General features: G+C 61.2%; 13 protein-coding genes and 1 pseudogene. 6 read left to right on the top strand and 8 right to left on the bottom strand.

The window, feature by feature from the left end:
* Positions 1-520: 520 nt before the first annotated feature.
* Positions 521-1,873 carry a peptidase gene (locus FY152_24670; GenBank protein UXS35347.1) on the bottom strand — a complete coding sequence of 451 codons (1,353 nt, stop codon included), beginning with the start codon at positions 1,871-1,873 and terminating at the stop codon, positions 521-523.
* 13 nt (positions 1,874-1,886) lie between these two features.
* Positions 1,887-2,279, bottom strand: a complete 393-nt coding sequence (locus FY152_24665; GenBank protein ID UXS35346.1) for a hypothetical protein — start codon at positions 2,277-2,279, stop codon at positions 1,887-1,889.
* A gap of 127 nt (positions 2,280-2,406) precedes the next feature.
* Here FY152_24665 and FY152_24660 point away from each other — a divergent pair, with 127 nt between their 5' ends.
* Positions 2,407-2,925, top strand: coding sequence for a hypothetical protein (locus FY152_24660; protein ID UXS35345.1), 519 nt, complete (start codon positions 2,407-2,409; stop codon positions 2,923-2,925).
* 190 nt (positions 2,926-3,115) lie between these two features.
* On the opposite strand, the gene FY152_24655 is transcribed toward FY152_24660, so the two are convergent.
* The 4 genes and pseudogenes from FY152_24655 to FY152_24640 all read right to left on the bottom strand — a co-directional run bounded on the left by FY152_24655 (position 3,116) and on the right by FY152_24640 (position 6,440).
* Positions 3,116-3,586, bottom strand: coding sequence for a hypothetical protein (locus FY152_24655; GenBank protein UXS35344.1), 471 nt, complete (start codon positions 3,584-3,586; stop codon positions 3,116-3,118).
* A pseudogene (locus FY152_24650) lies at positions 3,583-4,881 on the bottom strand (DUF3500 domain-containing protein). The gene FY152_24655 and the pseudogene FY152_24650 overlap by 4 nt, the downstream one beginning before the upstream one ends.
* Positions 4,882-4,938: 57 nt before the next feature.
* Positions 4,939-5,880 carry a DUF2218 domain-containing protein gene (locus FY152_24645; GenBank protein UXS35343.1) on the bottom strand — a complete coding sequence of 314 codons (942 nt, stop codon included), beginning with the start codon at positions 5,878-5,880 and terminating at the stop codon, positions 4,939-4,941.
* Positions 5,880-6,440: a PadR family transcriptional regulator gene (locus FY152_24640; protein UXS35342.1), complete on the bottom strand. Its 561-nt coding sequence runs from the start codon at positions 6,438-6,440 to the stop codon at positions 5,880-5,882. The genes FY152_24645 and FY152_24640 overlap by 1 nt, the downstream gene beginning before the upstream one ends.
* 911 nt (positions 6,441-7,351) lie before the next feature.
* On the opposite strand from FY152_24640, the gene FY152_24635 reads away from it, so the two are divergent.
* Positions 7,352-7,552 (top strand): transposase, encoded by a 201-nt coding sequence (locus FY152_24635; protein ID UXS35341.1) that lies wholly within the window; start codon positions 7,352-7,354, stop codon positions 7,550-7,552.
* Here FY152_24635 and FY152_24630 read toward each other — a convergent pair.
* A complete protein-coding gene (locus tag FY152_24630) occupies positions 7,544-8,431 on the bottom strand; it encodes a LysR family transcriptional regulator (protein UXS35340.1) in 888 nt (295 codons plus the stop codon). The two genes, FY152_24635 and FY152_24630, sit on opposite strands and share 9 nt — an antisense overlap.
* A 112-nt stretch (positions 8,432-8,543) precedes the next feature.
* On the opposite strand from FY152_24630, the gene FY152_24625 reads away from it, so the two are divergent.
* The 3 genes from FY152_24625 (at position 8,544) to FY152_24615 (ending at position 10,962) form a co-directional block, all read left to right on the top strand.
* Positions 8,544-9,137 carry an isochorismatase family protein gene (locus FY152_24625; GenBank protein ID UXS35339.1) on the top strand — a complete coding sequence of 198 codons (594 nt, stop codon included), beginning with the start codon at positions 8,544-8,546 and terminating at the stop codon, positions 9,135-9,137.
* A 35-nt stretch (positions 9,138-9,172) separates the two neighbouring features.
* Positions 9,173-9,937, top strand: coding sequence for a pirin family protein (locus tag FY152_24620; protein ID UXS35338.1), 765 nt, complete (start codon positions 9,173-9,175; stop codon positions 9,935-9,937).
* Between the two features lie 221 nt (positions 9,938-10,158).
* Entirely contained in the window at positions 10,159-10,962 is an 804-nt protein-coding gene (locus FY152_24615; protein ID UXS35337.1) for an SDR family oxidoreductase, read from the top strand.
* 60 nt (positions 10,963-11,022) lie between these two features.
* Here the strand turns inward: FY152_24615 and FY152_24610 are convergent, their stop codons facing one another.
* Positions 11,023-11,892: a LysR family transcriptional regulator gene (locus FY152_24610; GenBank protein ID UXS35336.1), complete on the bottom strand. Its 870-nt coding sequence runs from the start codon at positions 11,890-11,892 to the stop codon at positions 11,023-11,025.
* Positions 11,893-11,993: 101 nt separating this feature from the next.
* On the opposite strand from FY152_24610, the gene FY152_24605 reads away from it, so the two are divergent.
* Positions 11,994-13,070, top strand: a complete 1,077-nt coding sequence (locus FY152_24605) for an alkene reductase (GenBank protein UXS35335.1) — start codon at positions 11,994-11,996, stop codon at positions 13,068-13,070.
* Positions 13,071-13,082 lie beyond the last annotated feature (12 nt).

The following is a 13,082-nucleotide window of genomic DNA, read 5'->3' as shown; positions in this document are numbered from 1 at the left end:
TTCAGGGGAGAATTTGTTCGTCGTCTTGCTTGTCATAGACCCTACTTCTCACGAGTTGGGGTCTCCGGTAAATCCGGGGCGGTTCAAATCGCTTACGCCGGTAGCTACAACCGTGGATTTTACTGGCTCCGTTCGCAAACTATAACATATGATTTTTGAGTGTCTGGTTGCCCTGTGACGCAAACGCAAAGAAGGCTTGCGCCGATCCGCCAGGGCGCAAGCCTTCAGCCAAACTCTAAACGTGGCAGTGTTGAATTAGAGTCGCACGAGGATCTGTCAACCATTGACGGCTTGGGCCACCTTCACTTCCATTGAATTTCTATCCAATTTTGTGGTAAAAACCGCGCGTTAGGATAGGTTTCCCTCGATACAGGTGGAGTGGCCCTCTGAGCTGCGCTAAGGCTCCCCCCAAGTGGTAAAAACGGTGGGAAATGCCTCCGGCCAACACCTAACGGTTGGTCTGCGCTTCAAGGCCGAAGGGCGGTAGCAGCGGCGGTCATCATCGGCACGCCGCCGAGGTTCAAGCCTTCGATTGCCGGAAGATCCATTCACGGATGGGCTCGATCGCATAGGCCACGCGCCATGTATTGCGGTGGCCGCTGGCGCCGGCGGTGGAGCCGCCTTCGGGAATGACGGTGCCCGGCGCGAAGGTCACATAGTTGATCGGGCTGCCCTCGGCGTCGATCGCGTCGAAAGCGGCGCGGTACTGTTCGGCCGTCCACCTCGCATCCCAGGTGGCGCGGCTGATCTTCGCGCCCTCGGTCTCCAGCACGGCGGTGATGGCGTTCTGGCCGGGGAAGGCCTTGTCGTCGTCTTGAGAGACCAGAATCCACAGCTTGTTGCCCGCCATGGGGCGAACGAGTTCGGGGTCCCATTGCCCGGCGACGAGGAAGGAGGCGGCGAAGAAATCGGGATATTTGATGTTCATGGCGATCGACATCATGCAGCCGCCCGACTGGCCCGTCGTGTAGAGCCGCTTCATGTCGATGCTGTATTGTCCAGCCAGCGCCTTGATCAGGTTGATCGTGGCGTCGAGCGCGTCCGATGTTTTGGAACCGTCGTCGGCGATGATCTCGGCGAATTGCGGCGCGAGCACAAAGGCCGGGCGCTTCGCCTGATCCTCAGGGCTCGCCCAGACGACCGCGCCCAGGCCCTGGAACAGGGTCGTGCGCGCCACGTCGCTGGTGGCGCCGGCATCGTGCATGAACAGCACCAGCGGATAGCTTTGCTTCGGATCGTAGTCCTTCGGCACGAAGAGATTGTAGCGCAGCAGCTTGCCGGTTTTGGGATCGTTGAATTCGAGTTGCCGGAAGTCGTCGACGATCAGGTTCGCCACTTTCGTCGTCTCGATGGCACTGTCGCGGGCTGCTGCGACATGTCCATCGGCCAGCGTCACCGGGCCGGATTGCAGGACCGCCGCGCTGGCGGGCGGATAGATCGTATCGTAGGTAGGGATGTCCCCCGCCTTGCCAGGGCCGCCACGGCCACCGTCGCCACCGGGACCACCGCCGTTGCCGCCCTGCTGTCCGATCTTCTCGGCCAGCGCGGCATTCGCATCCTCGGGCGACAGGGCGACGATGACGAAGGCGCCTTCTTCCGACCTGCCCGCCGGATCGGCGGTGGTGCTGGCGAAGACTTGCGTGACGGTCCGCCCCTCGACCGCGAAGCTGTCGGCGGACAAATCGCCGCCTTTGACGGGAGCGTCATATTCGACCGCCACGGCCGTCAGTTTGACGCCCTCGCCGAAGACCTGCGTGACCGCCGTGGCGGCTTTCGCATGGCCGGAGCCGTCATGGGCGAAAGCAGGCACGCCCACCGCCAGCAATGTTCCGGCGCTTACGCCCATGATCAGAAAATCCCTGCGGGAGTGCATGACGGTGTTCTCCTTAATTCCCGGCGTCTTTCATCCGTTTGATATGCTCGATGATCCCCGAGGCCGCGGCCTCTGCAGCACCTTTGGCGAATGGCGAACTGCGCGCCTCGTAAGTGAAACGATCGTAGCTTGTCGCATCGGGCATATATTTGGCGGAACCGTCGATCATCGTTGCAACCACGGTGCCCGCAAACGGCGAACCGGCTTTGATCCGCGCGCCTATGCTGGCGGAAAGCTCCGGCTGCACACCCGCCAGCACCATGTCGCCAAGTCGGATCAGCACCACCGGAACCTCGACCGTGCCGCCCGGCGCATAGTCGAAGGACTTGACCGGCCCCTTTGGGGCATTGCGCGGGGAGAAGACCTGCGATGCGACCTCCACGCTTTCCCGCCTTACGTCGAGCATCGGCGCTGATCAGCCTGCTGCCTTCGGCGCGCTCCGATCCGTCCATGATCGAGGATTGCACGGCGAAGCTCATTAGGAACGCCAGCGGGCGACCATCGAGGCCATCGACGCGCAGGACTAAGAGCGCGTGATCGGCGAAGCCGGCATCGTCGGCGCCGAGCCACCAGCCATCTGGCGTTTCCACGTCGCGATTGACGTTCACATAGGCGGTGCCCTGTCCGAACCCCAGCCTGGCCGGCTGCAAGGCCGAGGCTGCTTGCGCCGCGGCCGCCCGCACTGCCATTTCGAACGCCTGCAAGGCGGCATCGTTGGAAGCCGTGTCGCTGCCGCCCGGCACCTGTCCCGGCGCGAAGACATGCGGCGTGGAAAAGGTGTGGCTGGCGCTGACGATGGTTTTGTCGCTGTCGACGCCCGCAACCTCGCTCAGGATGGCGTTGAACCGCGTGATCACCGCCTCGGAGATCGAGGTCAGGTCCACCACGGCGATCGCCACCCGGATCACAGTATCGTCCAGCAGCAGAACACGGACAGCCAACGGATCGTGTTCTCCGGCGAAACCATCGAGCGGAAACAGGCTGTCGGCGAGAACGACATCCGCTCGCCCGGCTCCCGCCGAAAACGAGGTCGATGCCGCATTGGCGTATGATATAGTCGGGCGGAGCGCCACCGCCGCGCTCGCCATTAGCCCCATCACTACAAAGTCACGGCGTGTCTGCAGTTCCGTTTCCTTCTCGCCCGTCACTGTCGCGTTTCATCGGCAGATGTGATCACGCGCCTTACTGAGAAATCCAGGCGCCACGAGGACTGGTCAGGGCTGCGGTGCTGGCCGAGGATGCTCACGGCGGGTCGCGCGGTGCAAGGGCATTGACGAGATAAACGGCGATATCGCTCCGGTGCCGGCTCTCGAACGTGAGACTGCGGGGACCGTTGGCGGTGGGCAGGTCCGCCGCGAAATCCAGCAGGATCGCGGCTTCGCCCTGCTTCACCTGATCGACATCGGCAAAGCTGGCGCCGGTCAGCCGCAACGACAGTGCCGTGCCGTCGGCCTCCAGCGACAGGTTCCGCTGCACTTCCGTCGCATAATCCTCCCATTCGGCCCGCGATAGGACTCCGTCGCCGTCTCGGTCGATCCCGGCGACGAACATGTCGGCCACCTCCGCACCGGGCGTCAGGCGCAGGTGCAGTTCCACCCGGTCCGAAGCCACGGCGATGGTGGCGGCTTGCAGATATTCGTCCAGCCGATGTGCCGAGGCCGGGGCGGCCAGCCCGAGCAAGGCCGCGGCGAGCATGATCCCCCGCACGCTCATGGCGCCGTGAACCCTTTGCCGTAATCGTTCGTCGGATCGCGGTAGACCGTGTGGACATGCATGGTCGGATCGCCGCCCACGCCCTGCGGCGAGAATTCGATGATCAGCTTCGGCCCCTGGATGCGGTAGTAGGACGAGCCGTTCCGTCCGGGCTCATGCGTGGTCGGGCCACTCCATGCGAACCAGGTCTCGTCCAGCCCGGCCTCGATCTCGGCCATGCGCGGCGCGGCATAGTCCTCGTTGACGATGCCGGCCCATTCCGAGATCACGTCGAGCAGCAGCGCCCGCTGCGCTTGCGTCATCTGCGAAGCCCGCAGCCCCTCGGGCACGATGGTCTCGCCGCTGCGGCCGGGACCTAAAACCAGATCGCCGACGCTATAGTCGAGGATCGCCCTGCCGCGCTGCGCCTCGTCCAATGCATCGAGCAGCGCGAAAGCCTTGTCGTTCTCACCCGCCAGCACCCGCACCGTTTCGCCCGCCGGATTGGTATAGACGGCGGGCTGCGCACCGGTCAGCGTCGGCGTAGCCACGCCCTGCGCGCCCCTGACGACCACGTTCAGGCCGAGGTGATGTGCTCCGAATTACAGCATCCACGCATCGGTCGCGCTGGGCGTGCCGAAAAGGCCGAGCGTGTAGTTATCGGTGCCCGAGGCGTAGTTGGTGCCGCCCTCGTGCAGAACCTGATCGGAGCCCATGATCTCCAGCACCTTCCGGTAGCCTTCGGGGCTGAGCACCGTTTCCAGAAGATGCAGCGCGGCGGCGCGCTGGTCTTCGGTCATCTCGCCCAGCGGAAGACCGGGCCGCGGCACGTCACTGGCCGGGTAGTTGGACCAGACCGCCGCGCCATATTGCTCACCCACGAAGCCGGGCATGGCTCTGCTGCCGCCAGACCCACCGCTCCGGCGCCCGCCTTTCCCGGCTCCCGCCTCGGGGCTGCCAGCATCGGCGGGGCGCTCGCCTCGGGGCGGACGCCCGCCCGCGCCGCCAGGCCCTCGCTGCCGCGCGAATTCAGCGGCGACGGGTTTGGCAACCGGATCGAAGGGAAGCAGTATCTTTTCCCGCCGCTCTGGGTCGAGCGTCTCCAGAAAGGCGTTTGCGGCATCCACGATGGTTTTTGTACGGGTCGAAGCCATATCCTGCATCACACTGTTCGGGTTCGATTGCGCCCGCCCGTCAGTCGGCGACCAGACGGCCGCAGTCAGGGTCAGGGCGAGAGCGGACGCGGAAAGGACACACCATCGCGCCGGGCCGCCCCGCCGCCGGCTGGCCGACGATGGATATCGATGCTCCGTCATGACGTTTCCTGCATGGATGATCTGCCCTTCTCGTTGCCCGTTTTTATACGATCCGTCTCAGGCCGGTTCGTACCGGCTGACCTCGATGCCCGAGCCGACTGGCAGGAGGACGCTGGTGATGCCTGGTGCGGCGCGCGCGGCCTTGCCGTAATCCTTCACGGCGGGGTCCGGACCCAGCATGTTGTCGGCGACGATGATCGCGCCGGGATTGAGCTTCGGATAGAAGGCCTCTAGGCAAGGAACGTAGAGATCCTTCCAGAGATCGAGGAAGACGAAGTCGACCTTGCCCGGCAGTTCGCCGATCATCGCGACGGCGTCGCCAACCTTGAAGTCGACATGATCGGCAAGGCCGGCCTTCTGCGCCATTTCCTGCGCATGGGCCGACTTGTAGCCGTGCAGTTCCATGGTAATGAGCCGGCCGCCGGTCACCCGCGCAGCCTCCGCCAGCCAGATGCCGGAATAGCCGAAGGACGTGCCTATCTCCAGAATGGTCGGCGCGGTGAGGCTTCGAGCCAATATGTTCAGGAGGCGACCCGTGTCCGGCCCGATGGCGCGCATGCGCTGGTCCTGTCCGCCGTCGCGGCCGCCGGGCGGTTCGACGCGCGGGCCGGCACGCTCCTCGCGCATCCGTGTGTGATAGGCGTCGAGGACGGCGCTCACCCTCTCATCCAGCACATGTTCGCCGAAGGACGGTGCGCGCCATGTAATCGCGAGTTCCTCGCGGAAGGCGAAGCGGACGAGATGGCGCGCTACAATGTCCTGAAGCTGCGCCGCCTTCTCGTCGTCCTCGGCTGTGAGAGACAGGCGCAGCAATCCGTCGCGAGCCGAAAGACGGCATTCCCCGATGGAGAAGGTGATCTGTCCGGACCGCTCGTCGAACGTGACGGGAATCTTGTGCGCGAAATGCTTGCAGAGCTGCTGAAGGTAGCGGCTGGCGTGGGGTGTACTGATTGCGGCGATGCGCTGCACGGCGGAAGGTATGGGGGATCGTGCGTTCATCAGCTTTGCTCCACTGTCTGTGCCGCCTGGAGGAGCGCGGCGGCGATCTTGCCGGCCGCCTCGTCGTCGAGCGATCCGCGCTTCAGCCGAAGCCGCAGGGCGAGCTTGAAGGTCCTTATGGCGTCAGCGACCATCTCCGGCAGGGGCTCCTCCGCGCGTTCAGCTGCCGCAGCCATGCGTGACAGGAGTTCGTCGGCCGCCGTGCGGTTGGCGACGAGGAAGGCTTCTCCCTCGGAGGTGATACGATAGAGCTTTCTGCCCGAGGCTTCGGGCTCGATCGCGGCATAGCCCATATCGTCGAGCCAGGAGAGCGTCGGATAGATTACGCCGGGGCTTGGGCTGTAGGCACCGCCAAAGCGCTCCTCGATCTCCTTGATCAGCTCATAGCCGTGGCGAGGCCGCTCGGCGATCATCGCCAGAAGCAGGAGCCGCAGTTCGCCATAGTCGAAAAGACGCCGTCCGCCGTGGCGACCGTGCCGGCGGTGTTTGCCTTGATGGCCTTCCGGGTGGTCCGGGTGAAGGAAATGGCGGTCCGGTCCGCCTGTGTGTCGTTTTTTCATGCGTCCTATATAGTTCTCGATATATCGCAAATCAAGATATATCGAGAACTGCCTGAAACACCAATTCACACGCCAGCGCTCCACAACCGGCTTATGCGAGCCGCCGCGCCTTCTTCATCAGTGATCCGGAAGGCGGACCTTCCGCGGGTTCGGCGCATCGCTCGCGAGCTTGCAGGGACTATCCATCGGACCTGCGCGCTCGATCTGTGATTAGGCATGGAATAAGGACCCCGCAAATGGGGTGATCGGCGTCAAAACGGGACCCCCATCTGCGATGGGGTTACAACAGCCTCCGGTTTCATCGGAGGCTTTTTATTTGGATGCTTGTTGTGGAGACAATTCTGAAGATACGTCGGCTTTCCCATGTGCAGGACAGGTATCAACATTCCGCCGGTTGCTCCGCCTCGACCCGCATTTTTCCGGTGCGACACGTCATGATGCCCAACACGCGGTACTTCCAAAAATGCCACGGAAGGCCAGAGCGTTCACTCAGCGCTCGATATCACCCGTCCATCCGTGCCGAATGGGCGGCCACCGCTGTCCATGCAGCAGACATTCCGGCCAAAATGCCCGCCGGAAAGGCCATGAACGTCAATCCGCCGGGTCCAGATTGATCGCCGCGATGGCGATGCCCTGCGTTCTACTATTCCCATAGCAGCGCCAAACAGCCTGCGGCTTCGTTCAATCCGGCTTATATGAGGTCGGACACAGACAGCCGAACCAGCAGAACCGACCTCGCATAACCCTCCAGATTCCCAAGAGCAAGCAAATCAGATTCAACACTGACTTTTGGAGGTCGGTGATGGATTGTGATGCCCTTAGGGATGATCAATGGGAACGGATCAAAGGTTTTGTGCCAAGAGGAACGAGGGGTAAAGCTTGACCACAAGAAGCGGCGACAGATGTGTCCGGTGTATATTTCTGGCCTGATCGGGCGTGGCGATCGCAAGCGTATCGAGCCGATGGCGGAGCGCCTCGCGCCCGATCAATACGACCGTCTGCATCATTTCACCTCCGATGGCATTTGGGATACTGGTCCGCTTACACATGACCTTGACCGTATGCAGTCATTCACTGCAAGCCAGTCGCTGATTGTGTCTGGCCTACCGTAACGCTTGCTCAAATTCGGCAACGATCGCCTTGATCAGCCGGCCGGCTATCTTGTCCTTTTGCCACAGAGCAGTCACCTCTACCGGCGTTGGCTCCCAATCCGGTAGGACGCGCACGAACTGTCCGGCTTGCAGTTCAGCATCGACCATGAATGTTGGCAGATTTGCAACGCCGAAGCCGGAACGTACAGCGTCAATCAGGATCGTCTGCCGATTGGCCGCGAACCCGATCTTCGGGCGGACTTTGGCAAAGTTTCCGTCAGAACCACGTAGGTCCCACTCCACGAGGTCACGTCTAATAGCAACTGCGGCCACACCATTCAGGTCATCAGGGCTCGCTATGTCTGGATGTTCACAGACAAACTTTGGACTGGCAACCAGAGTTCTTGGCAGGCTTGCGATCTTCTTTGACATAAGCTCGGAGTCAGAAAGAGCCCCCATGCGCACGGCGAGGTCGTAGCCCTCTTCAATTAGCGACACACGGCGATCCGCTAGTGTCATGTCAACCACGACCTCAGGATAGCGCAGTTTGAACCGAATAAGTGCCGGGGCGAGAACCTCAGTTGCGATATCCGGCGGCAGCGACAGCCTGACCGTGCCCGAGAAGACAACTTTCTCATTTTGCACCGTCGCGATGGCTTCCTCGGCTATCGCAAACGCGTCTCGACTTCGGTCAAACAGTTGCTGTCCGTGATCGGTTAGGACAATACCCTTTTTCGTTCTTCTCACTAGACGGACACTTAGCGTGTCCTCCAGAGCTGACAGGCGGCGGGATAAGGTAGCTTTCGATATGCCGGTTGCGCGCTCTGCTGCCGCAAGCCCCCCAGATTGAGCGACGTGTACAAACAGCGCGAGGCCGTCAAAATCTCCGAATGTTTTCATGTTTCATTTATGGAACATGAAGTTGACATTTTTCAAGTCTGCCGGGACGGGTGTTTCAGGAATATCTTCTGTTTCAAGCAATCACGCTTAACGATTTCCTGGAGATCACGTCATGTCCAAGCTCTTCACCGCCGAAAATTCCGCTCTTCTGCTCATCGACCATCAGGTCGGCACGATGCAGCTCATCAAGAACATCGATGTCGCCCAGGCCAAGCGCATGTCGCTGGCACTGGCCAAGGCCGCAAGCATTCTCGGCATCCCGACCATCCTGACATCCAGCCAGGAAGATCGCCTGCAGGGACCTCTTCTGCCTGAACTCCAAGAAATCCTTCCGGTCGAATTCGAGAACCGGGTCAAGCGCGAAGGCATTGTCAACGCCTGGACGGATGCCAACTTCAAGGCCGCTGTCGAAGCCACTGGTCGCAAGAACCTGATCATGGCTGGTGTCACCACCGACGTGTGCCTCGTGTTCCCGGCGATCGATGCCGTCGGCGAAGGCTACAACGTGCAGGCCGTCATGGATGCTTCCGGTTCGCCGTACGAGCTGTCGGAAGACATGTCACGCCGCCGCATGCAGGACGCAGGTGTGATCCTGACCGCTACCAACACCATGATCGCGGAACTCGCGCAGAACTGGGGCTCCGAAAATGGCCAGAAGCTGATCCAGCTCCTGTTTACAGAAGTGCTCCCGCCAATCGGCGACTAATCAAAATGCGCCCGCTGCAGATAAGGAGAAACGAAATGAACATCAGGGTACCTTCGATCACCGGAACAGGGATCGTGCCGCCCGAGACCCATCAGCAGCGGGCGCATGGTCCCTTCCAGCTCCGCCGCATCCGTCCGGGCATCACGCTCGGACAGTCAGGTGATCCCGGTTTCGGCGGGCTCGGAACCATCGATCACGCCAAGCTTCAGCCTGGCCTTGTCGTGCGCATGCACGAGCATCGCAACGATGAGATCATCAGCTACATGCGCGCCGGCCAGATGCGCCACACCGACTCCGCCGGTCACAGCGAAGTCCTCTCGTCCGGGCGGCTCATGGTGATGAATGCAGGACATGGCTTCTCGCACGAGGAAGAAGTCGTTGGCCGCGACCAGATCGAGATGCTCCAGATCTTCGTCCGCCCTCAGCTTTCGGAGATGACACCGGAAGTCCAGTTCGTGGAACTGGATGAAGCGGAACGGGACGGCAAATGGCGGCTTCTGACGGGGCCTGCGGGATCGGAGGCGCCGACGTTCGTTCGCCAGCAAGTCTATCTCTACGATGCACATCTCGCCGCCGGAGAGACGATCGACCTCCCATCGCGTGATGGATTCGATCGGTGGTTCTACGTCTTCGACGGTGTCGTGTCGGCTGACGAGATGCATGTCGCAAAGTACACTGCGCTGATGGTCGGCGGTGGCAAGGAGAACGCCAGGATCACGGCGTTGACAGATGCCGATGTCGTTGCCTTCCTCGTCGACAGGACCGCCCAGTACTCCCGTGACGGCACCATGAGCGGCTGAATGAACAGGAATGATTGCTCCAGCAATGCAGCAGTCATTCCCATTTCCGGAGGCTTTATAACGTCCTCGCAGCACCCGATCTTCAGTAGGATTGCGGGGAAGTTCACCTTGATCGTGCACGCCGATCGCCTCGGCGATGACTAGGTGTACGGCCTCAACGCGCGGTATCGGCTAAGTCCGTCCGCGATCTACTCGATAACAAATCCAAGAGGAGACATTCCATGCCCTACACCGATCACACCAACGCCACACTGGCTGACCTGATTTCCCTGAAAGGACGCACGGCTGTTGTGACCGGCGGAGCCGCGGGCATCGGGCGGGCGATCTCCAAGCGTCTTGCCGAGGCGGGGGCCGACCTGGTGATCGGCGATCTGGACGAAGCCAAGGCTATCGAGACCGCTGCCGAGCTTTCTGCTTTCGGCGGCACGCACATTGGCGCGAAGCTTAATGTCGGTGACCATGCGTCCATCACCGCACTCGCAGATCTCGCCGTGGCCAAGACGGGTCGACTGAACATCTGGGTCAACAGTGCGGGCATCTACCCGTCGAATCCCGTTCTTCAGATCCCGGATGACGAATGGGATCGCGTCTTCGACATCAACGTTCGCGGCACATTCAACGGTGCACGGGAAGCCGCCCTGCGCATGGAAGACAACAAGGGCGTGATCGTCAATATCGTCTCGACCGCCGCATTCAACTCCAGCAATGGGGCCAACCCGGCCCATTACGTCGCGTCCAAGCACGCTGTCGCTGGCTTGACGAAAAGCCTGGCAGTCGAACTGGGACCGAGGGGATTGCGCGCCGTGGCCGTTGCGCCGACGCTGACAGAAACGCCCGGTGTCGCCACCAAGCGGATCGATCCCGCCGTCGCTGATGCGTTGGTAAGGTACGGCCAGTCGCTTCCGCTCGGTCGGCTGGGTCAACCGGACGACATCGCGCGCGCGGTCCTGTTCGCGGCCTCGGATTTCGCCGGGTTCGTGACCGGGAGCATCATCGCCGCGGACGGCGGTGACCTTGCCCGATAACGGCCGCCTCCAGTCTTCATAACCATGGACCCCGTCTACTCAAGCGGCAGGCGGGGTCTTCTATTTCAGGCGCGATTTCAGGAACTCGATGAAGCGCTGCGTCTTGGCAGGCAGGAGCCGTGTCTCGGTGACGGCGAAGAACGGCATGGGCGCGCCGCTCCATTGTGGAAGGACCCGCACTAGCTTGCCCTGAGACACTTCGTCAGCTACGACTTCCTCTGGAAGGAGCGCAATCCCCTTGTTGCGGGCAGCTAGTCCGCGGATCATGGCGACGTTATTGAGGCGAAACCGTCCGGTGACTGAAATCTCGGCAGCCTCGGTACCGTTGCCGAGCTTCAAGACGTTGTCCTTCATCCAGTAGAGGCAGGCATGTCGGACCAGGTCTGACGGATGCTTGAGGACTTCACGGGCCTCCAGATAACCTGGTGATGAATAGAGATATGGCTGCAGGCGCGCGAGTGGCCGCGCTATCAAGTGTGAGATTGCGGGTTCTCCGAGTTGGATGACCACGTCGAACGGCTCGGATACCGGATCGATTGGGCGTTCTGTCAGCTCGAAATCGAACGTGATCCCTGGGTATGCTTCCGCAAAGTCCGAGATGATTGGGAGCAGATAACCCGTTGCGAATTCCGCAGGGAATGAGACCCTCAGGAGACCACTCGGCTGTTCCAGCATCCCGCCCAGCTGCTCGTGCGCGAGCCTCGCCTCGTCGACGATCCGCCTGCATCGCTCGAAGTAGATCAGCCCGGCTTCCGTTAGTTCGATTCGTCTCGTCGTTCGGTGGAGCAGGCGGAGACCGATTGTTCTCTCCAAATGGGCAACCCGGCGAGAGAGTGTTGAATTCGGAACGCCGATGATCTCGGCCGCTCCCCGAAAGCTCCTGGCCTTGGCCACTTCGACAAAGAGGGCCATGTCATTCAACAATTCCATAATTGCCTCATCAGTGGATCAATGAGTTCCAATGTGGCCTATTATATTCGATATGTGGAGCGGCCATTTGGTGGGAATTGCAATATTCAGGAACTTCTCCCATGGGCCAAATCTTCACCCCTGTGCGCGTCGGGCGCTACGATCTTTCCAATCGCCTTGTCATGGCACCGATGACCCGATCTCGGGCAGGTGATGACGATGGTGTCATCGCCGGATATGTCGCAGACTACTACGGCCAGCGGTCAGGCGCGGGACTTATCATCAGCGAAGGTGTCTATCCGTCGGCCAGTGGCAAGGGATACGTCAGCACTCCCGGTATCGAAACCGACGCTCAGGTCGAGGCCTGGAGAAAGGTGACGGATGCCGTTCACGCCAAGGGGTCCCACATCTTCATCCAGGTCATGCATTGCGGCCGTATCTCGCATCCGTCGATGCAGCCGGACAACGCGCTCCCCGTCGCTCCTTCAGCAATCAAGCCGGCGGGCGAGACTTGGACTTCGACAGGTCAGCAGGAGTTCCTGACCCCTCACGCGTTGACCGTCTCGGAAATCCAGGACGTTGTCGCCGACTACAGGACGGCCACCCGTCGGGCGCTCGAAGCCGGATTTGATGGTGTCGAGCTACATGCCGCGTCCGGATATCTTCCTGAACAGTTTATGTCCAACGGCACCAACAAGCGAGGCGACGAATACGGCGGCACTATCCGTAACCGCATTCGCTTCGTCCTCGAGGTATTGGCGGCTATGATCGAGGTAGCGGGTGGAGACCGGGTCGGTATTAAGATCTCCCCTGAAATGAACTTCAACGACGTAACCGATGACAACCCGCAGGCGCTCTACTGGGAACTGGTCGAGGAGCTAAACCAGTTCAGTCTCGCGTACCTGCATCTAATCCGGCAAGGTACGCCACATATGGACTATCACGCACTGCTTCGCCCGCGTTTCAAAGGGCCTTACCTGATGGGTGCGGGGCTGACCAAGGACACGGCGGAGGCCGCAATCGTTGCGGACAAGGCGGATGCTGTGGTGTTTGGTGAGTTGTTTCTGGCAAATCCCGATTTGCCACAGCGTTTCCAGCAGGGCGCGGAATTCAATGCGCCTGACAGGTCGACCTACTATGGTGGTGACGAGAAGGGATACACGGACTATCCGATCGTGAAAGTAGCTGAACTCGTGTGACGCTTTCGCTGG

The organism is Agrobacterium tumefaciens, from assembly GCA_025560025.1.
Lineage (GTDB): Bacteria > Pseudomonadota > Alphaproteobacteria > Rhizobiales > Rhizobiaceae > Agrobacterium.
The sequence above is the reverse complement of the archived record's forward strand: the minus strand, read 5'-3'. Positions and strand labels throughout refer to the sequence as shown.

Bases quoted from the DNA above. Each gene is read 5' to 3' on its own strand.
- FY152_24645 (UXS35343.1), bottom strand. From the start codon at position 5,880: ATGAACGCACGATCCCCCATACCTTCCGCCGTGCAGCGCATCGCCGCA.
- FY152_24655 (UXS35344.1), bottom strand. From the start codon at position 3,586: ATGAGCGTGCGGGGGATCATGCTCGCCGCGGCCTTGCTCGGGCTGGCC.
- FY152_24605 (UXS35335.1), top strand. From the start codon at position 11,994: ATGGGCCAAATCTTCACCCCTGTGCGCGTCGGGCGCTACGATCTTTCC.
- FY152_24610 (UXS35336.1), bottom strand. From the start codon at position 11,892: ATGGAATTGTTGAATGACATGGCCCTCTTTGTCGAAGTGGCCAAGGCC.
- FY152_24615 (UXS35337.1), top strand. From the start codon at position 10,159: ATGCCCTACACCGATCACACCAACGCCACACTGGCTGACCTGATTTCC.
- FY152_24665 (UXS35346.1), bottom strand. From the start codon at position 2,279: ATGCTCGACGTAAGGCGGGAAAGCGTGGAGGTCGCATCGCAGGTCTTC.
- FY152_24630 (UXS35340.1), bottom strand. From the start codon at position 8,431: ATGAAAACATTCGGAGATTTTGACGGCCTCGCGCTGTTTGTACACGTC.
- FY152_24625 (UXS35339.1), top strand. From the start codon at position 8,544: ATGTCCAAGCTCTTCACCGCCGAAAATTCCGCTCTTCTGCTCATCGAC.
- FY152_24620 (UXS35338.1), top strand. From the start codon at position 9,173: ATGAACATCAGGGTACCTTCGATCACCGGAACAGGGATCGTGCCGCCC.
- FY152_24640 (UXS35342.1), bottom strand. From the start codon at position 6,440: ATGAAAAAACGACACACAGGCGGACCGGACCGCCATTTCCTTCACCCG.
- FY152_24670 (UXS35347.1), bottom strand. From the start codon at position 1,873: ATGCACTCCCGCAGGGATTTTCTGATCATGGGCGTAAGCGCCGGAACA.